This window comes from Tenacibaculum soleae, from assembly GCF_030549005.1.
GTDB lineage: Bacteria > Bacteroidota > Bacteroidia > Flavobacteriales > Flavobacteriaceae > Polaribacter > Polaribacter soleae.
The window spans coordinates 1-19,116 of record NZ_JAUOSW010000003.1 but is presented as its reverse complement, the minus strand read 5'-3'; the positions used below and the strand labels follow the sequence as shown (position 1 = coordinate 19,116).

General features: G+C 28.6%; 15 protein-coding genes. 8 read left to right on the top strand and 7 right to left on the bottom strand.

Going from position 1 to position 19,116, the window contains the following annotated elements:
- Positions 1-4: 4 nt before the first annotated feature.
- From Q4586_RS04625 to Q4586_RS04615, 3 genes are read left to right on the top strand one after another with little or no spacing between them, the layout of a single operon-like run.
- Positions 5-2,113: a type II secretion system protein GspD gene (locus Q4586_RS04625; RefSeq protein ID WP_303526779.1), complete on the top strand. Its 2,109-nt coding sequence runs from the start codon at positions 5-7 to the stop codon at positions 2,111-2,113.
- Positions 2,113-3,300 carry a hypothetical protein gene (locus Q4586_RS04620; protein WP_303526777.1) on the top strand — a complete coding sequence of 396 codons (1,188 nt, stop codon included), beginning with the start codon at positions 2,113-2,115 and terminating at the stop codon, positions 3,298-3,300. The genes Q4586_RS04625 and Q4586_RS04620 overlap by 1 nt, the downstream gene beginning before the upstream one ends.
- On the top strand, positions 3,293-3,811 hold the full coding sequence (locus tag Q4586_RS04615) for a hypothetical protein (RefSeq protein WP_303526776.1): 519 nt from the start codon (positions 3,293-3,295) through the stop codon (positions 3,809-3,811). Before Q4586_RS04620 ends, Q4586_RS04615 begins: the two co-directional genes overlap by 8 nt.
- On the opposite strand, the gene Q4586_RS04610 is transcribed toward Q4586_RS04615, so the two are convergent.
- The 6 genes from Q4586_RS04610 to Q4586_RS04585 are packed head-to-tail and all read right to left on the bottom strand — an operon-like array spanning position 3,801 to position 8,836.
- A complete protein-coding gene (locus Q4586_RS04610; protein ID WP_303526774.1) occupies positions 3,801-4,934 on the bottom strand; it encodes a type II secretion system F family protein in 1,134 nt (377 codons plus the stop codon). The genes Q4586_RS04615 and Q4586_RS04610 overlap by 11 nt on opposite strands.
- Positions 4,934-5,398, bottom strand: a complete 465-nt coding sequence (locus Q4586_RS04605) for a PulJ/GspJ family protein (RefSeq protein ID WP_303526772.1) — start codon at positions 5,396-5,398, stop codon at positions 4,934-4,936. The genes Q4586_RS04610 and Q4586_RS04605 overlap by 1 nt, the downstream gene beginning before the upstream one ends.
- A complete protein-coding gene (locus Q4586_RS04600; RefSeq protein ID WP_303526769.1) occupies positions 5,385-5,741 on the bottom strand; it encodes a hypothetical protein in 357 nt (118 codons plus the stop codon). Before Q4586_RS04600 ends, Q4586_RS04605 begins: the two co-directional genes overlap by 14 nt.
- On the bottom strand, positions 5,729-6,970 hold the full coding sequence (locus Q4586_RS04595) for a hypothetical protein (RefSeq protein WP_303526766.1): 1,242 nt from the start codon (positions 6,968-6,970) through the stop codon (positions 5,729-5,731). Before Q4586_RS04595 ends, Q4586_RS04600 begins: the two co-directional genes overlap by 13 nt.
- A complete protein-coding gene (locus Q4586_RS04590) occupies positions 6,970-7,428 on the bottom strand; it encodes a hypothetical protein (protein WP_303526764.1) in 459 nt (152 codons plus the stop codon). The genes Q4586_RS04595 and Q4586_RS04590 overlap by 1 nt, the downstream gene beginning before the upstream one ends.
- Position 7,429: 1 nt before the next feature.
- Entirely contained in the window at positions 7,430-8,836 is a 1,407-nt protein-coding gene (locus Q4586_RS04585; protein ID WP_303526762.1) for a GspE/PulE family protein, read from the bottom strand.
- A 560-nt stretch (positions 8,837-9,396) separates the two neighbouring features.
- Here Q4586_RS04585 and Q4586_RS04580 point away from each other — a divergent pair.
- From Q4586_RS04580 to Q4586_RS04560, 5 genes are read left to right on the top strand one after another with little or no spacing between them, the layout of a single operon-like run.
- Complete coding sequence (locus tag Q4586_RS04580; protein WP_303526759.1) at positions 9,397-12,486, top strand: hypothetical protein; 3,090 nt, start codon at positions 9,397-9,399, stop codon at positions 12,484-12,486.
- Between the two features lie 6 nt (positions 12,487-12,492).
- Positions 12,493-13,473, top strand: a complete 981-nt coding sequence (locus tag Q4586_RS04575) for a hypothetical protein (RefSeq protein WP_303526757.1) — start codon at positions 12,493-12,495, stop codon at positions 13,471-13,473.
- Between the two features lie 3 nt (positions 13,474-13,476).
- The gene (locus Q4586_RS04570) at positions 13,477-17,151 is read left to right on the top strand and encodes a DUF6443 domain-containing protein (protein ID WP_303526755.1); all 3,675 of its coding nucleotides are present in this window, start codon (positions 13,477-13,479) and stop codon (positions 17,149-17,151) included.
- Positions 17,152-17,153: 2 nt separating this feature from the next.
- Positions 17,154-17,639, top strand: coding sequence for a hypothetical protein (locus Q4586_RS04565; protein ID WP_303526752.1), 486 nt, complete (start codon positions 17,154-17,156; stop codon positions 17,637-17,639).
- 12 nt (positions 17,640-17,651) lie between these two features.
- Positions 17,652-17,981, top strand: a complete 330-nt coding sequence (locus tag Q4586_RS04560) for a YegP family protein (protein ID WP_303526750.1) — start codon at positions 17,652-17,654, stop codon at positions 17,979-17,981.
- A 295-nt stretch (positions 17,982-18,276) separates the two neighbouring features.
- Here the strand turns inward: Q4586_RS04560 and Q4586_RS04555 are convergent, their stop codons facing one another.
- Positions 18,277-19,056 (bottom strand): helix-turn-helix domain-containing protein, encoded by a 780-nt coding sequence (locus Q4586_RS04555; protein ID WP_303526749.1) that lies wholly within the window; start codon positions 19,054-19,056, stop codon positions 18,277-18,279.
- Between the last annotated feature and the right edge of the window lie 60 nt (positions 19,057-19,116).

Sequence of the window (19,116 nt, the reverse complement as noted above, 5' to 3'; positions counted from 1 at the left end):
AAGAATGCTAAAAATATATAAAGTAACACTAATAGTTTTTTTGCTGTTAGTTACTCAATTGAGTTTTTCTCAAGAAACACTACTTAAAGAAAAAGAACGAGTTCAAAAGTTAGAGCAAACTTTAGATAGTTTGAGAACAGCTATAGTAGGGCTTGCTAAAACAGTAGATCTTAATGTTAGTGAAATGGAGTTGCCAGTTTTTATAAGAGCTATTGGTAAAGCTAATAAGGTTAATTTAAGCATTGATTCTACTCTTGATAACATCATGCTGTCTCATAATTTTTCAAATGCAAGTGTTAAAGACATTCTATTGTATCTGTGTAAAGAGTATAAGCTTACTTTTGATACTACTGGAAATATTATATCGTTAAAAAAGTATATCCTAAGATTAAATAAAAAGAAATATCAAAGAGAAATATTTGTTAACTACGATTTAAATGAAAATCTACTTTCTATTGATTTACAAAATGATACTTTATCTATCGCTTTCAAAAAAATAACAAATATAACTGGTAAGAACTTAGTATTCTCTCCTGGGTTAGGAAACAAAAAAATATCAGGGTTTATAAAAGGAAAATCTTTTGAGAGTGCTATGGATAAGTTAGCTTTTTCAAATAATTTATTAGTTACTAAAACAAATGACGACTATTACTTGTTTGAGAGTAATAATAGTCAGTCAACAGTTTCTAATAACAAAAGGTCTACCCCAAGACCTAATCGATATAGAAATAAAAATTTTTTCTTTAAAATTTTAGATATTGATACTCAAGAATTAGAAGTAGATTTCGAAAACACTAAAATATCATCTATTGTTAGAGAGATTGGGTATGATTTAAAGATTAATATGTTTACGAATGTTCCATTAAATGATATTGGAACAGCCTCTGTAAAAGCAAAATCTATTTCATATGATGATTTACTGACTAAAATTCTTCAAGATTCTCCATTTACTTTTAAAAAGAAAGACGGTGTTTATTATTTTGGGAAAGAAAAACAAGCGTCTTTGAGAGGCTCAGTAGTTATTCCTTTAATGTACAGATCTATTGAAGTTATGAATCAGCCAATGAGCGGGAGAAACCAAAGAAATTTCAATTCAAGAAATAATTACAATAACAATAATTCAAATACTGGATTTAACAATCTGCAAAATAACTTTAATAATAATCAGCAACAACGATTAGATACAAGAAATAATCAATCATTTGGTAATTATAGTTCTAAATCAGAGGCATTGATAAATATCATGCCAAAAGAAGTTGTAAAAGATTTAGAAATTAAAACAGATGTTGAACAAAATAGTTTTATAGTAAGTGGTGAAGCTCAAAAAATAGAGCGATTTAAAAAGTTTATTAGTAAAATAGACAAGAAAGTACCCGTTGTTTTAATTGAAGTAATGATTTTAGAAGTAAGTAAAAATGCTACTGTTAATACAGGGATTAATTTAGGTTTAGCTAAAGAACCTGTAAAAGATGTAGGTGCTTTATTTCCTTCTACAGATGTTACTTTGGGAGCTAAAACTATTAATAAAATTATTGGAGGATTTAATGATTTTGGGCATTTAAACGTAGGAAAAGTAGTTCCTAATTTTTTTGCGCAAGTACAATCAATGGAAACCAATGGAGATGTTAAAATTAGATCTACTCCCAAATTAGCTACGCTAAATGGGCATCAGGCGACATTGTCAAATGGAGAACGCTCATATTATAAGATTGAAAGAACAGATGTTATCGGGTCACAGAATCCACAAACTGTTGTTACTAACGATTATATACCAATTGACGCAGATTTATCGATAAACATCCGCCCAATGGTTTCAGGAAATGAACAGATAACATTAAGTATTAATGTTAACCAATCAAGCTTTAATGGTAAAAAAATTGATGCTAATGCTCCAATCGGTATGAATTCAAGAGAATTTACTTCTATAATTAGAGTACAAGATCAAGATGTTATTATTTTAGGTGGTTTGGAAGAAACTATTAAAAATGATTCAGGTTCTGGAGTTCCATTATTAGCAAGAGTTCCTGTTATTAAATGGCTATTTAGTAAAAAGACAAGAACAAACTCTAAAACAAAATTATCTGTATTAATTAAACCTACGATTATACGTTAATGATAAAAAAAAGACTAATATATGGCTTAACGTATTCAGCAATTGAACACAATACGGATATAGATAATAAAGAGGCATTTACTCTTTTAAGTTTATTTAAAAAAGATAAAGAGCTAATTATAAAAAACAGAAATAGATATTCTGATTTAGAGAAGCTTTTTTCTTTTTTAAAACAGCAACATGTATTTTTAATTGTAAATAATCATCAAGTTCTTTCAAAAGAAACTGATGTTATAAATAACTCGCCTGAGTTAATTGTCAAAAACGCATTTCCAAGTATTGCTTTAAGTGATTTTTACTACGAAGTATATACTACAGAAACCTCTTCGTTTGTGAGTATTAGTAGAAAAGAGTTTATTGATAACTTAATTAGTAAATATGAAAAGAATCAAGTTTCTATTATTGGATTTTCTTTAGGGACTTTAGTAATCCAAAATGTACTTTCTTTTATTAATTATGACGAGGTGTGCACATCAAGTTCAATTCTAAAGATAAAAAACCACCAATTAGAAAGAATAGAGAAAACGGTTGAATATAAAGATGTAAACTATTCTGTAAATGATCTAGAAGTTACAAATAAAGAATTGCTGCCATTAGGAGGAATTCTTAGTTATTATCTAGAAAAAAATAATCAATTAGGACTACACAAAAAAAATAAAGAGTTAAAAGATGATTATTTTCAAAAACAACTATTTTTTATAGGATTAAAAACAGGATTAGCTTTTTTATTTTTAGTCCTGCTTTTAAATTTCTTAGTTTTTAACCACTATTATTCAGAGAACAATAAACTAATAACAGAAGTTCAATTAAACGAAAATTATAAGAGCCAGTTATTAAAATTACAAAATCAAATTGATCAAAAGGAAAAAGTAATTGATAATTTAAGTTCTGTATCTCAATCAAAAGTGTCATTATATTTAGATGAAATAGCTTTACTAATACCAAAATCAATTACATTAACAGGTTTAGAATATCAACCATTAACTACCCGTATAAAAAAGGATAAGCAAATAACTATTTCTAAAAACAGATTACAAGTAAAAGGGGGGATAAGTAATAATGAAGACTTTACAAGTTTTATAAATTCTTTGGAACAGAAAGAGTGGATAGATGAGGTAATTATTGAACTAGGGAAAGAAAAAAAGAAAACCTCCTTTAAAGTTTTAATCTATATAATACATGAGTAATCAACAGAAAAATATTGGGTTATTAATTGGTTTTTTAGCGAGTATTCTTATAGCATACAACTTCTCTATTAAGAAAACATTAGAGTTCAAGAAGCACCATTCAAATCTTTTAAAAGAAAAATATTTAGTAGATAATGCTGCCGCTAAAATTCAATATTTACAGCAAAAGAATAAAAGTTTAGATGCTTTTTTAACTTCAAAAAATGTTTCTATTGAAACTTCATTTCAGCAAATGCTATTGAAGAAAATTACTAAATTTTCAAAAGGAAAAAATCTTGATATAATTGCTTTTAATCAACCTCATAAAATAAAGAGTAATCAAACAGCAATAGAAACTTATTTTTTTGAGTTAAAAGGAGATTATGTTAGTCTTTTAAAATTAATCAATCACCTAGAACATGAACAATTAGGGCAGTTGATTTCAGTAAATTTTGAAAAGAAAAAAAACTATAAAACAAACCGTTATTATTTAACAACTACTATTCTTTTACAAAAAATGATTAACCAATAACAATACTTAACTGAAACATTGGTAAATACATGGCTATTAAAACAATTGCTACAACACCCCCTAAAAGCAGTATAATAATTGGTTCTATGGTTGCACTGATCATTTTAGATTTGTGTTCTATTTCTTGATTATATTGATATGTTAAGCGGTTAAAGATAGTCTTTGTTTGATTCGTTTCTTCAGCTACTTTAATTAATGAGCCCATTTTTCTATCAAAAAAAGATTGATTCAAAATACTTTTATGGAGGCTTTTCCCTAACAAAATATCATTTTCTATTTGCCCTAAAGAGATTTGTAAAGGATAGAAGTCTATCATCTTTTTGGTAAGTTGAATCCCATTTAATAAAGGAACTTTTGCACTTACTAATAATGAAATGGCTTGTGTAAATTGAGCAATTCGCACTTTTCTAACGAAATCTCCGACGAAAGGAGTTTTTAAAAGTATTGTAGAAAATAGCTTTCTATACCACATTTTCTTTTTAAAGGATTTTATAAAAGCAATAACTAATAGAATCATAATTCCACCAAGCCAATAATACTTACCAAAACCTTCAGAAAGATAAATGATTTGTTGTGTAAGCCAAGGTAGCTCCACTTTATTCTGTTTAAAAATATCGGCAAACATTGGTACTACAAATTGCAACATAAATAGAATTGCTAAAAAAGCGGTACAGAGTACAACTATTGGATATGAGAGTGCATTTAAAATGGTTCTGCGTTGTTCATTTTTTCTTCTAAAAAACAACCCTAATTCTTCAGTTACTTTTTGAAGCGTTCCAGTTTTTTCACCTATTTGCATTGAATAATATTCATATTCAGAAAATTGTTTCTGAGCGTGTATGGCTTCTGATAAGTTTCTTCCAGAAATAAGCGCATCAATAACATTTTGAAATAGTTGTTTATCTATTTCTTTCTTTTGTTCAATTCCTATTAACTCTAATGCATCTTTTAATTCTAATCCAGCATGTAATAAAACGGCTAATTCTGTATAGAATGCTTCTTTCTTTTTATTAGAAAAAGAAGTACCAAATAAATTAATTTCTTTTTTTAAAAGTGAATTAATATCAAAAGAATCATCTGTGTTCTTTTTCTTTTCTTGAATGTTTTCTAACTGAAAAGCCATTATTTATTTAAATAAAATGTTGCATCCTTAGATGTGTAAACAAATATCTTTTTACTTCCAAGAGAAGGAGTTATTTCTATTTTAATTGCATCGATATTTCCTGATGTAACTTTTACACCGTCCAAAAATAATTCTTTTTGTACGGTTTGAATAGGTAAAGTGTCAGTCTCTCTAATGACGTAGTCTTTATAAAAAGAATATGTAATTGAATCTATACGGTTCGTTAAAATTAAACGATCAATATCTTTTAGATATTTAACAGAATATTTATTAAAATCCTGCCAAAGGATTCGCTCAAAGAAACCTATTTCATGTTTGTGATTTATATTTGTTTGTATAACACGAAATTGCTGTTGTACCATAGATAATATCAGAAACGCAGTAGCTATAACAATACTCGAAATAACTAATACGACCAACATTTCGCTTAAAGTAAACGCATTTATTTTTTTAGTTAATTTCAATCGCTTTACTTTTTTTTATGATTTTCTTTTTTGATAATTTATGAATTGCTTCAAATAGCACTAAAGATTTTTTTTGATCGATTTTTTGTTCAATAGAAATTTGCCAATCATTAATTTCATCTCTATAAGGAAGTGCTATTTTTTGATACTTATATAAATATTGTAACTCATATAATTTTGTTTCAATTTGCTGCGTATTTTTATTAACTGAACTTTGTAATGTTGTGTCAAGTGTAATAACAGCAATTCCAAATACTACTAAAATAAGTACGGAAGCTACAAGCACTTCTGTTAACGAAGATGCTTTTATTTTTTTAAAAAGTAGTTTTTTTAATATAACCATTTCGCTACTTTTTGGGAAGAGTTGTTAATAGGTAGTCCACAATATTGTTTGGGAAGTTCTGAAGAGTTTATAACTCCATTGTAAATATGATTTATGTATACAGATCCAAATTGTTTTGTTATGAAGTTATTTGTGTAAACAGAACCATAAACGCTCCCTAACAACTCTAAATTTTGATTACAATATATCTCACCTACAATGGTTGATCTTTCAGAAATGAATATTTGAGAATCAAAATTAGGTTTGTTTTTTTCATTAAGGTAAACTATACTCCCTTTTATAGTGGTTTTTTTGCCAATATTTATATGATTTTCTTTTTCTACTTTTTGATTCTGAATTAATAATAAGGCTGAAGGGTAGTTTAATTTACATTTTTCTTCTACTAAAATTTTATCTTTAGCAAAAGCTTGAAAATTACCTGATGTATTTTTTAATATTTTTATAGTTGGAGCGATTAGAATAATGTCTTTTAGTATTGCTGAACGGTCAATTGTTATTGATTTTTTTGAATGTATGATGATATTTCCTTGTAATGCTATGTTTGATAAATAAACATTGTCTTGGGTGTAATGAACAGTAGTTGGCTTATTAAATGACTGTGTGAGTTTTAAACCTTCTTCTAATTCAAAATACTGAATACTATCATTCATATAACTTCTTTCAAATAAACTCTTTATAGATGCTGAGTTATTTATACGAGGTAATACGGAATTACTAATTTTTTGTTTTCCATAAATTAATTGACTTCCGTAAAAAGAATTTCCTCCAATATTACCAAACTTCACTCCCTGATTTGGTAAAGAAACATTTCCTTTTATATTTGTATTACCAACAAGTACTAATGGTTTATTGTTTTCTTGAAGATATAAAGCATCTCTTTTACTATTATGATTTCCAATTAATCCAATCTTTTGAAAATATTCATTTTTAATTGAAGAAGAAATATGAACAATATCAAAAACACCCCAATGCTTTTTTAGAAAAATTGTTTTTTCAAGTTCATTTTCTGAAAGCTTTTTTTCTATTGGTTTGTCATATGGAAAGTTACTAATAGTATTAAATCCAATTTGTACATTTTGAATCGCCTCTTTATAAAATGTATTTTTTGTCTGTAGCTTTTGTTGTAAATATATTATAGAAATAAATGCAAAAAGAAGCAATGCAATAATTACAGAAATAACTAATACATATTGTAACGCTCCAGCTTTTACTTTTTTAAAAAAAATCATTATTCTATAGAAACCTTTTTAATTACACTATTAAATTTAATGGTAGCTTCTTTACTATTTGCCCGTAAAAGAGTGATATTGTCAAAAGTTTGATTAATTTTTAATATTTCTTGTTTCCCGTTCACAGTAATTATATAGGATTTTGCCAATTTACCTTCTACAATACCTGTGTAAACAACAGATGGAAAAGGAATAATTTCTTTCTTTTTTGCTGTATTGTTTCCAGGCTTGACTCTCTTATTTGAGTGCGTTTTTCCTAAAAAGGGGTCTCTATAATTTGCTTTCACAATATATTTTTCTTGTTCAATTCTTTTTACTGGTACAAATTCAGTTTCTTTATTATTTATAAATGAAGTTTTTTCTATAGGATTTAATTGACTAAATATTTGATAACCAATTACACCCCAGACAATTAATACTCCAGCTAATAATAAATATGTTTTTTGTTGTTTTTTCATATTAAGAAATCAATAAAGAGTATATTTCATCTATTGATGTAGTTCCATTTTTCACTAACTCTAATACATTTCTTTGTAAGGTAGCAATCTTATTTTCTATTAGATATTCTGAAATATCTAATTCTTTTTCTTGAATATTTTGTACTAACTCTTTCGTAATAGGAATAATTTCATAAATAGCTTTTCGCCCTCTGTATCCTGTTTGATAGCACTCAGAACAACCAGTTGCTACATAATGTTTTTCTATCCTAAGTTGTTTTATGTATTCTGAAGGTAACTGATTATTTAATAATTTTTCTTCTTTTTTACAAGCTTTACATAATTTACGAACTAATCGTTGTGCAACACTTACATTTAAAGTGCTTGCTATTAAAAAAGGTGGGACTCCCATATCTATAAGTCTAGAAATCGTAGCCCAAGCAGAATTCGTATGTATGGTTGATAATACCATATGACCAGTTAAAGCAGCTCTAATAGCCATATTTGCAGTAGCTACATCTCTAATTTCACCCACCATAATAATATCGGGATCTTGCCTTAAAAAAGTTCGTAAAGTACTTGCAAAATCTAAACCGATACTTTCTTTTAACTGCACTTGATTAACGCCTTCTAAAGTATACTCTATAGGATCTTCAATGGTTAAAATATTAGTATCGTTAGTATTTAGCAACTTTAAAGTAGCATATAAAGTAGTTGTTTTTCCTGATCCAGTAGGTCCAGAAATTAATACAATTCCATTCGGTTTTTTTACGGCATTTTTATACGTTTCTAATTCTTTATCTGTAAAACCTAGATTATCTAAGTTAACTGTTAAATTACCTTTAGATAAAATACGAAGCACTAATTTTTCTCCATGTAAAGTAGGTAAGGAAGATACACGAATATCAAAATCTTCATTTTCTGACGTAAGGTTAATACGACCATCTTGTGGCAGTCTTTTCTCAGAAATATCTAATCCTCCCATAATCTTAATTCTATTGATTATTTTCGGGTATTCATCTGCAGAAATAATATAACGCTCTATTAATTTACCATCTATTCGAAAACGAACTCTATTTTGTTTTTCAAAAGCTTCAAAATGAATATCACTACTTCCTAATTCTTTTGCCTCGTGAATCGTGTTCAATAAAAAATCTTCTGAATATTGCAAGGTTGTTGAACCAGTTACTTCTCTTTTTCTATAATTTCGTTGAAGAAGAATATTAATTGTTTCAGATTCTTCTTTTTCTAAAAAAACTTTTTTTCCTAATATAATTTGTAATTCTTGTTGCAAAGAGTTTTGCTTAGAATTATCAGTTAAAAAAGTGTTACCATCATTAATAGGAATCACTCTATAACTATGTGCTATCTCAGCGTTAATAGATTGTATAATTTCGGTAGATATTTCTTGTAGTTCTTTCTCTTTCATTTATAAAGCATAAATATTTACAAAGTTAAAAAACCAATTTATAATTAACACTAAACTTATAAAAAATGCTTGTAAGCCCGCTAATGGAACAGTTTTAATTTTTAAAGTTGGTTTTAAAACCAAAAATAATAGGAGCGAAAAAATAAGAGAGGTTGATAAAAGTACTAAAAATGAGAATGTAGGAAAACTAAAGGCCAACATTATAAAAAATAAGAAATCACCTAAGCCAATTGCTTCAAATAAATTTTTATTCAAAAAAAAAATGTATAAAGAAAAAGAATTAAAGAAATTATAATTATAATCAAAATATTGATTCCAATACTGATTAAAAACACTTCAGTTAAACTATTTATATAATTTATAAGCCCTCCAAAAAAACTACCAATAACAAAGAGAAATAATGTTACTTTTCTTTCTTTTATATCTTGATAGAGGATCAATAATAAAACAATAATAGAAAATAATTTAAATAGAGGTTCCATTAGGTACAAAAGTATAATTATTATTCCTATTTTGTTGCCGAAAATAAAAAATTGTTAAATTGATTATCACTACATTTTATGAAAAAATTATTATTAAGTGTTTTTGTCATGCTTGTTACTTATGCTTCTGCTCAGGATGTATATTATGAAGATTTTCTTAACTCAAGTATATACATTGCTTCTCAAGTGATTGGAAACTCTGCTCCTCAACCCCCAGATGCTTCTGCATTTCAAAAAGTTAATTTTGTCCCTGTGAGTAATTATACTGGAAGAGCTAATGTTGAAGTTCCAATTTACACTATTACATCAGGTTCCATGAATATACCTATTTCGTTATCTTATAACACTTCTGGTGTAAAAGTAAATGACATGGCTTCATCTGTGGGAATGAATTGGAGTTTAAATGCTGGAGGAATGATTTCTAAAGTGACTAAGGGAATTGATGATTTTAGACCACTTCGCTTAGGTTCGAATGCGTTAGGGGGTTATTTAAACAGAGTTTATTATAGCAGTACTTCTCCTATGCAATATGAGCAAGATGTTGAGCCTGATGTATTTACAGCAAGTGCGCCAGGATTATCTACAAGATATATTTGTTCTAGCAAACTTAGCTACATAAATGGTGAATGGATCGTTGGAAACCTATCTGTAAAAGAACTAGAAAATAAAGGGAATATAATAGATATTAGTACAGAAAATTTTTCAGGATCTGGAGGGGTTAATGGAGTAAAAAAATTTACTAATACAGATATTACTTCAATAGATGGAGTTAAATATAGTTTTGGTTCAGAAGAAAACTCAATTAGTTATCCTGCATATAGGAGTAAATATTCTAACTCATGGGGAGCAACAGAAAAAACTGTTTCAAACTACAAGTTAGATAGAATGTTTGATCCAAGCACAAATCAAGTTATAGATTTTGAGTATGAAGAATATGCCGTTACTTTCTTTGATAATATTAAACAAGCAGGTAATGCAGGAGGTGGTGATATCGTTTTTGTAAATGGTGGTTACTCTAAAACGATATACCCAGTATTAAAAAGATTAAAAAAAATTATATTCGATAAAGGTTATGTTGAATTTATTTATGGACCCAATAGAGAAGATAATACGGATGAAAAAGCACTAACCGAAATTAAAGTAAATGACACTAACGGAAATGTAATTAAGCACATAAAGTTATCTTATAGTTATTTTCACTCCAATATTTCAAGTAATACTCCTCAAAGTAAAAGATTGCGACTTGATAGAGTTTATGAAGTAGATGCTAATTTAGAAGAATTACCGGGGTATACTTTTGCTTACAATACAGCATGTCAAATGCCTCCAAGAGGTTCTTATGCACATGATTTTTTAGGATATAATAATGGATCTTACAATTCGTCACTTGCAGATCCAACTCCAAAATTTTATTTAAATTATAATAATTCTGTTCACTCAAAACATATCAGGCTTTCTCCATTTTACGAAGCAGACGACATTTATGTGCCAGGGAATTTTTCGTTAGAAGCCAATGCAAACTACTCTAAAACATATTCATTGAAAAAAATAGTGTTCCCTACAGGAGGATATAATGAATATGAATATGAGTTGAATACTTTTTATTATTCAGGTAAAATACGACAAGGAGGTGGTTTGCGTATAAAAAGTCAAAAACTCCATGACGGTAAAGGGAATATTCAAATAAAAGATTATGAATACTTCGATGGTAGTATTGCTAATTTTCCAATTTTCGGCATTTTTAAAGGTGTTTTACCAGCAAATGGAGCAACTTCATTTTCTCAAATGGGTGGAATTGGACTCTGTACATTTCTTTCTCCTCAATCTCAAGTAGAATTTACCCAAGGAGCTTTTGTTGGATATAGAATTGTATCTGTTAAAAATAGATTTAACAATGGTTCTGTAAAATATTTTTATAGTTCTCCTTCAGGAGCGGGTGGTGTTTATAAAAATACTAAACCCATAATAACTTATGATAATTCTAATTCTTCTCGTTTTGTAAGTGAAAATTGGTCTATTATCCGTGCTCCTTCTTTATTTGTTGATAAAGATTTTCTTAGAGGTAAAATATTAAGAGAAGAAACCTACAGTAAGGATGGGAACATTCGATTAGAAAAAAAATATACATATACTCAAAAAGAATTTGGTGCAATTAAAATTAAATACCAAAATAAAGCATCTTCTGATCCTTCAGATGGTTGCTATAATGGTTCTTGGTCTGCTTATCTTGTAGACAAGTCTGGTGGTAAATGCGGAGCATATTACGAAGAAATACAGCTCCCTATAACTAGAGATGTATTAACTACTATAGAAACAAAAGACTACCCTGTTGGTAATATAGTGTATACCCAAGGAGGGACAGAAAATGTTTCACGTACTTTTAAGACAAAAAGAAGTTATTTATTTGATAAACAATACCCTTTACTTTTAAGAGAAACTAAAGAGGTAACAGTTTGTGAACCAACATCACAAGGAGGAGAACAAGATTGTGATGCTATTTCTGATGATTACGAGAATGCTATTTCAAAAACATATGAATACCCAATTTTAGGAGGAAATAGAAAGCAAGAGAATGAAATTAGCACACTACCGTTTTCAAATGAACTAATTACTAAGAATAGACTTTCTACGCCGTTAAAAATTTCTTTTAATGGAGTCTCAGAAAACCATATTTATAAAAATTTTACAAATAACGTACTGGCTTTAGAAAAGATAAATTTTATTGCACGAGATGGAAGTCTTACAGAATCAAACAAAGTAACTAAAAGAGATTTTAAAGGAAGAATTATTGAGTATTTAAGAAAAGATGGTGTGTATGTTGCAAAAATATATGGATATAAGTCTGATAATTACTTGGTTGCAGAAGTTGTAAACGCTAAATATGATGATGTCTTAGATGCTTTATCAAATGATCTTGATATCCCATTTAATCAAGTTGCTTTTTCAAATGATAGTTCTATTAGACAAATTATGGAAGAATTAAGAACTGTATTGTCAAACACACAAATAACCTCTTATACATATAAGCATTTGATAGGTGTTAGTAGTGTTACAGACCCTAGAGGGCAAGTTATCTATTATGAGTATGATGATTTTAATCGATTGGAGTTTGTAAAAGATAAGGATGGATATATATTAAAAGAAAATAAATACAACTATAAAAACTAAACAGCTATGAAAAAACTGATTTTATTAATCACTTTATTATTAACAATATCACTTTCATCACAAAACACATTTCCAAACTCTGGAAATGTTGGTATTGGAACAACTTCTCCAGATGCTAAATTAGCTATAAAAGGAAATTTAAAAGTAGGTGGTTTCACGCTTAATAATGGAGGTTATGATGATAATTATGGTCATGTTACAAAAATAATAGATCATACAAGTTATAATAATTATATTTTAGGGTGGGATTGGGAAACTAAATTAGGTGATCATACCCTTATAGGATGGGGAGGTTATGGTGAAGGAGATGAATTAATTATTTCAGAATATAAAGGTTTGCTTTGGCCAAATAATGTGGGGATTGGAACGGTAAATCCTTTAGAGAAGGTTCATATTGAAAAAGGAGCATTACAATTTATAAATTATGGAAATGTAGAGATAGCTGATATTATTAAAATAGGTAAAGACTTAAATACTCCAAATCAATTTTCAATACAAGGGCTTTTTGCAGGTCAAGGAGCGATAGGTAATTTTTTTAAACTTAGAACTATTTGGAATGATAATAGTTTAGTGCTAAGAGGTGATGGTAATATTGGTATTGGAATAAGTAATCCAGATGCTAAATTAGCAGTTAATGGAAGAATTCATACGAAAGAAGTTAAGGTAGACATGTCAGGTTGGCCAGATTATGTTTTTGAAAAAGAATATAAATTGCTAGCTTTAAAAGAAGTTGAAAATCATATTGTAAATAAAGGTTACTTACCAGAAATGCCTTCAGCTGAAGAAGTAGAAAATAAGGGGTTAGAGCTAGGGTTAATAAGTAAAAAATTACTACAGAAAATAGAAGAACTTACTTTGTATGCAATATCTCAAGAGAAGAGGATAAAAAACCAAGAAACTGAGCTATCTAAAGAAAAAGAAAAATATAAGTTTTTAGAAGAGAGGTTAGAGAAAATAGAAAAATTGCTAATTGAAAAGAAAGAATAAAGGATGAAAAAAATATTATATATACTTATTTATATTTTTCCTTTAGTTTTATTAGGACAAGTAAAAGAAAATGTAACCAAAGAAGGAAGTTATACAGTAACAGGAAAGGAAACTTTAACAGCTACTAACAGTATTATATTAAAGCCTAATACGTGGATAAAATCAGGGGCAAACTTTACAGCAAGAATAGTATCAGATCCATACACATCATTGAATATAAGTAATGAGAATTATGTGCTATCAAGGGTTTTTCAAACAGCAACTCAAACGGGAGTTGTATCTAATAAGAAAGACGTTGTAGAGCAAATTACTTATTATGATGGCTTAGGAAGAGCTAAACAAAGTATCGGTATAGGTCAATCACCAACATGTAAAGACATTGTAACCCATATCGAGTATGATAATTTAGGTAGACAGACTAAAAACTATTTACCCTATACTTCCAGTGATGCAGGCGGAGCTGGAGCCTATAGAGAGGATGCGTTAATGAGAACAAATTTATTCTATAATAAAAATGACTATGAATATACTACAAATCCATATAGTGAATTTTTTTTTGATGGTTCACCCTTAAATATAATAAACGAAATCGCTGCTCCTGGTAATGATTGGAAAGAAGGAATTGTAAATGAACACACTATTAAAAGCGAAGTAAAACTTATCCAAGAATCTGACGAAGTATATAATTTTAGTGTAAATTTAAACTCAAGCAATATCCCTTCACTTATTAATAAGGGGCATTTAGTTATTGGAGAAAAAATACAAGGGGCTTTTACTGCTCCTACTTTGTATAAGTTCATTACAAAGAATGAAAATTGGAAAATTTCAGATCAAAACAATAATACTATTCATACTTTTAAAGATTATAGAGGACGTGTTATTTTAAAGAGAACTTTTGAAAGTAACATACCACACAATACTTATTATGTATATGATATTTATGGAAATTTAACCTTTGTTTTACCACCTAAAGTAATTATAAATGATGGTATTTCTTCTACTGAGCTAAATGAACTTTGTTATCAATACAAATACGACCATAGAAACCGTTTGGTAGAAAAGAAAATACCAGGGAAGGGTTGGGAATATATAGTATATGATAAATTAGATAGACCTGTATTAACCCAAGATGCCAATTTAAGAAGTGTAAATAATAATAGTACAGTAGATGATAAGAAATGGTTGTTCACGAAGTATGATGCCTTAGGGAGAGTTGTTTATACAGGTTTATATACTCACACTACTGTTCTTACTGGATCACAAATGCAAGCTCATTTTGATTCAGAAAATAATACTCCTGCTGAATATTTTGAAGAGAAGAAAGATATACCAGAGAGTTTAGGAATCTATTATACAAATAGTGATTTTCCAAAATTAAACTTAGAGGTATTTACAGTAAATTATTATGATAATTATACTTTTGATAGAGCAGGTACAACAACTTCAATAAATAATATCTATGGCGTAAATTCAACAATGCGTTTAAAAGGATTAGCAACAGGTTCTAAAGTAAAAGTTTTAGGAGAATCTCCTGTGAAATGGATTACGACAGTATCTTATTACGATGAAAAAGCGCGTCCAATACAAGTTTATAGCCATAATGAGTATTTAGAATCAACAGATATTGTAAAAAGTAAGTTAGATTTTGTTGGTAAAGTAGAAGAAACAACCTCTATTCATACGAAAACAGATGATAACTTACCAACGCTTACGCTTGTGCTTACTGATAAATTTGAATATGATCATGTTGGACGTTTAACAAGACAAACCCAAGAAGGAACAAATATTACAGGAATAGAAGTTATTACAGAAAACACTTACGATGAGTTAGGACAACTTAAAAGGAAAAATGTTGGAGGTAAAACAACACATGGCAGATTACAAAATGTAGACTACACATATAATGTAAGAGGATGGTTAAAAAACATCAACCAAGATAGTAATACAACTGACAATGATTTGTTTAACTTTACGATAAACTATAATAACCCTACAAGTACTGGTACGGCTTTGTTTAACGGAAATATTTCTCAAACAAGTTGGAATACATTAAGCGCAGATAAAAGTGCTAAGATGTATAATTATCGTTATGATGCACTAAACAGAATCACAAGCGCAACAGGAGTTTTAGGTAATAAATACGATGTTAGTGGAATTATCTACGACAAAAACGGAAATATTAGAAACCTTCAAAGAAATGGACATATAGTAGAAAACCCTATAGCTTCTAATAGTTCTGGCTTTGGGTTAATGGATAATCTGAAATATACCTACGCTAATAATAATACCAGTAATCAATTAATAAAAGTAGAAGAGCTTACAGGAGGGAATGCAACCTATGGTTTTAAAGATGGCGCAAATGCTACTACAGAGTATATTTACGATGTAAATGGTAATATGACCAAAGATTTAAATAAAGGTATTACTAATATTACCTACAATCATTTAAATTTACCAACACGAGTAACTATAGGAGGCAAAAATATTGATTACACCTACGATGCTGCGGGTATAAAATTAAGTAAAACCGTAAACGGAGTTACTACGCAATATGCAGGGAATTATGTATATGGAAATAATGTATTGCAATTCTTTAACCACCCAGAGGGCTACGTAACACCTAAAAATGCTAATGATATTACACAAGGATTTAAATATGTATACCAATACAAAGACCACCTTGGTAATGTGAGGTTATCTTATGCTGATAATGATAACAATGGTATTATTGATGCTAGTACTGAGATTATTGAGGAATCTAATTACTATCCTTTTGGTTTAAAACATAAAGGATATAATACGGTTACGCAACCTATTGGAAATAGTGTTGCTCAGAAAAAAGGATATGCAAATAAAGAACTAGAAGAAGATTTAGGTTTAAACACTATTGCCTATGGTTGGAGAGATTATGACCCAGCATTAGCAAGATTTAATAAAATTGACAGGTTTGCTGAGAAATATAAAAATAATAGCCCTTATAACTTTACTTTAAATAACCCTATTAATTACCCAGAAATAGCTGGGGATAGTATTAATTTGAAATTGATTATTAGACATGATAGAAATGAAGGGACAAATTATGCTCAACAAATAGTTGATGATTTAACTAAGGTAACAGGTTTAATGCTTAATTTAGACCAAAAGTCTGGAATGTTAACTTATGCTAAAAATGAAGATGGAGAAGCAATTGATAATGGACATGTGTCTGAAGACGGTGAGTTTACCGCTGGAAGTGAAACAGCTAAAAAAGATTTAATTTCTGCAATTGATAATAAGAAAAAAGGATATGGTAGAATCCAAACTAGGTCGAAAGCAGGTCGTGGAGGCTCATTAATTAATATAGGGCCTAAGCAAGTTGAGGATTTTATTAATGGAACTAAAAATATGAATAAAACTTCTTTAGGATTTGGTATGACTTTTTTACATGAGATGCAACATTCAGCATTTGGTTTAGGTGTTGGTGATGATAAATCAGCGTTTGGAAGAACTGGTAAAGTAGTTGATAGAATGAATACTATTAGAAAAGAATTAGGTTCCAGTTATGGTCAAAGAACATCGTATATGGGCATGAATCTTGGAGGCTCTAAAACATATATTCCTTTTGATAAAGGAGCTAAGAGAAGATTAAGCTCTGGTTCAACACCGTCAAGCAAAAGTCAAAAATTTATAGAATATTAATTATGAAGAAAGTATTTAAGATTATTACAGTTTTCTCGATATCATTTTATTCGTGTAGCTCAATACCAAAAGACAGTAAACTTTATGAGAGAGCTTACGATTATGTAAAGTTAAGGCATCAAAAGCTTATTGTTTCTGATTCAATTAACAATCTCGATTTAACTATTTTTTCAGATAAAATAGCAGAGAAAAAATCAAAAGACCTAATAAAAGTATTAGATTCTTTATCATCTATTCAAGACAGTAATTTTTTTAATCCTTATAATTATTCTTTGTCAAAAAAATTAGATTTAGAGAAAGGCGAAATTTTTGATTATAAAGCCTTTTTTTCAAAACCTATTAATAATAGTTTATTAGTTGAAGTTTATAAAACAAATAAAAATTTAAACTACAAAGAGATAATGTTTGGTAGCTCAGATGCATACTTGTTTAAATTTAAGAATTCAAAAATAATATCTGTAGATAGTGTAAAAATTGATTATAACTAAATATATATAACTATGTCAAAATTTGAAATCACAACAGATAAATCTGGACAATTTAGGTTTAACTTAAAAGCTGGAAATGGACAAACTATTCTAGCTAGTGAAGCTTATACTACTAAAGCAGCTTGTAATAACGGAATAGAATCTGTTAAAACTAATTCACAAGATGATGCTAGATATAATAGATTAACAGCTAAAGATGGAAGTCCATACTTCAATCTAAAAGCATCCAACGGACAAATCATTGGAACCAGTGAAATGTATTCAAGTAAAGATGCGATGGAAAATGGTATAACTTCTGTTAAAAACAATGCACCAAATGCTACTGTAGAAGATAATTCTTAGTAGTAAATTAAATAATTAGAATATGCAAGAAGATGGATTTAGGTTCATCTTTTTGTTGTTTATGGTATAGTGTTACTTTCTTAATAATTACTACATTATTTTAAAGTTAAAGTACTACAACCAGTTATTATATTTTATGCTACTTATAAGATTATAAATTAAGGTTTGACCAATTAGTCAAAGGTTAAATACGCTACTAAAAACAATATCATTTACATTATATACTATAATAAATATAAAAACCACACGATCGTGTGGTTTTTATATTATAATTAAATTTTAATAGAATAAAACATTATTGATTATCATAATAATCTTGTTCAGCTTTATCATATCTAGCCGTTTCATAATCAGTTTTAAATTCTTGATTTCTAACTTTAATATGTTTCCATTTGTGCTTACATTCTGCATCAGTTGGAATATTATTTTTCACATAGATTTCTTCTTTCAACCACTCTTTATATTTCTTATCAGCTTTTTTAGAAATACTAGGGCTACGTTTATTGGTATGCGATATTAAACTTTTAAATAGCTCCTTTTTAATAAGTTTAATTTCTTTTTCAGCTTTATTTCTAAATGCATAAAAATCTAATAAACCACTTGAATCCGTATGAGAACTAACCAAATCAAACATGAAATTTTGAATATAGTCGTTTTCTAAATATGCATTGATTTTGATTAAATACTCTTGAAGCAAATCTTTTTGCTTTTGAATCTTTTCTTCCAACTTAACATCAACTTCTTTTATTGCTGGAGTTTCTACAACTTTGGTTGGATTAAGATTCCCAAACTCTGAAATCGTATAATGAAAACCTCTAGGTAATTTGGTGCGCATTACATACCCACATTCTTCTAAATTCTTGAATACAGCTTTTACGGTTTTATTACTAATGTTGAATCGATTCTCAAATAGTTTATAGGAAGCGTTGAAGTTTTCAGCATCTGCCAATAGGCTTATTAAAATTCTAAGTGCGTTGGCACTTAATCTCTGGTCGTACAAAATACTGTGATGTACGGTGGTAAACTTGGATTTAGTTAAATCCTTTTTGATTACCTTCTTGTTCTTTTTCGGCATGTTTCATAATATATTTTACCTTTTATTATTTATAAAAGCTTGGTTGGAGTGGTAAAACCA

Bases quoted from the DNA above. Each gene is read 5' to 3' on its own strand.
- Q4586_RS04590 (WP_303526764.1), bottom strand. From the start codon at position 7,428: ATGAAAAAACAACAAAAAACATATTTATTATTAGCTGGAGTATTAATT.
- Q4586_RS04575 (WP_303526757.1), top strand. From the start codon at position 12,493: ATGAAAAAACTGATTTTATTAATCACTTTATTATTAACAATATCACTT.
- Q4586_RS04585 (WP_303526762.1), bottom strand. From the start codon at position 8,836: ATGAAAGAGAAAGAACTACAAGAAATATCTACCGAAATTATACAATCT.
- Q4586_RS04570 (WP_303526755.1), top strand. From the start codon at position 13,477: ATGAAAAAAATATTATATATACTTATTTATATTTTTCCTTTAGTTTTA.
- Q4586_RS04625 (WP_303526779.1), top strand. From the start codon at position 5: ATGCTAAAAATATATAAAGTAACACTAATAGTTTTTTTGCTGTTAGTT.
- Q4586_RS04600 (WP_303526769.1), bottom strand. From the start codon at position 5,741: ATGGTTATATTAAAAAAACTACTTTTTAAAAAAATAAAAGCATCTTCG.
- Q4586_RS04595 (WP_303526766.1), bottom strand. From the start codon at position 6,970: ATGATTTTTTTTAAAAAAGTAAAAGCTGGAGCGTTACAATATGTATTA.
- Q4586_RS04565 (WP_303526752.1), top strand. From the start codon at position 17,154: ATGAAGAAAGTATTTAAGATTATTACAGTTTTCTCGATATCATTTTAT.
- Q4586_RS04615 (WP_303526776.1), top strand. From the start codon at position 3,293: ATGAGTAATCAACAGAAAAATATTGGGTTATTAATTGGTTTTTTAGCG.
- Q4586_RS04555 (WP_303526749.1), bottom strand. From the start codon at position 19,056: ATGCCGAAAAAGAACAAGAAGGTAATCAAAAAGGATTTAACTAAATCC.
- Q4586_RS04560 (WP_303526750.1), top strand. From the start codon at position 17,652: ATGTCAAAATTTGAAATCACAACAGATAAATCTGGACAATTTAGGTTT.
- Q4586_RS04610 (WP_303526774.1), bottom strand. From the start codon at position 4,934: ATGGCTTTTCAGTTAGAAAACATTCAAGAAAAGAAAAAGAACACAGAT.
- Q4586_RS04580 (WP_303526759.1), top strand. From the start codon at position 9,397: ATGAAAAAATTATTATTAAGTGTTTTTGTCATGCTTGTTACTTATGCT.
- Q4586_RS04620 (WP_303526777.1), top strand. From the start codon at position 2,113: ATGATAAAAAAAAGACTAATATATGGCTTAACGTATTCAGCAATTGAA.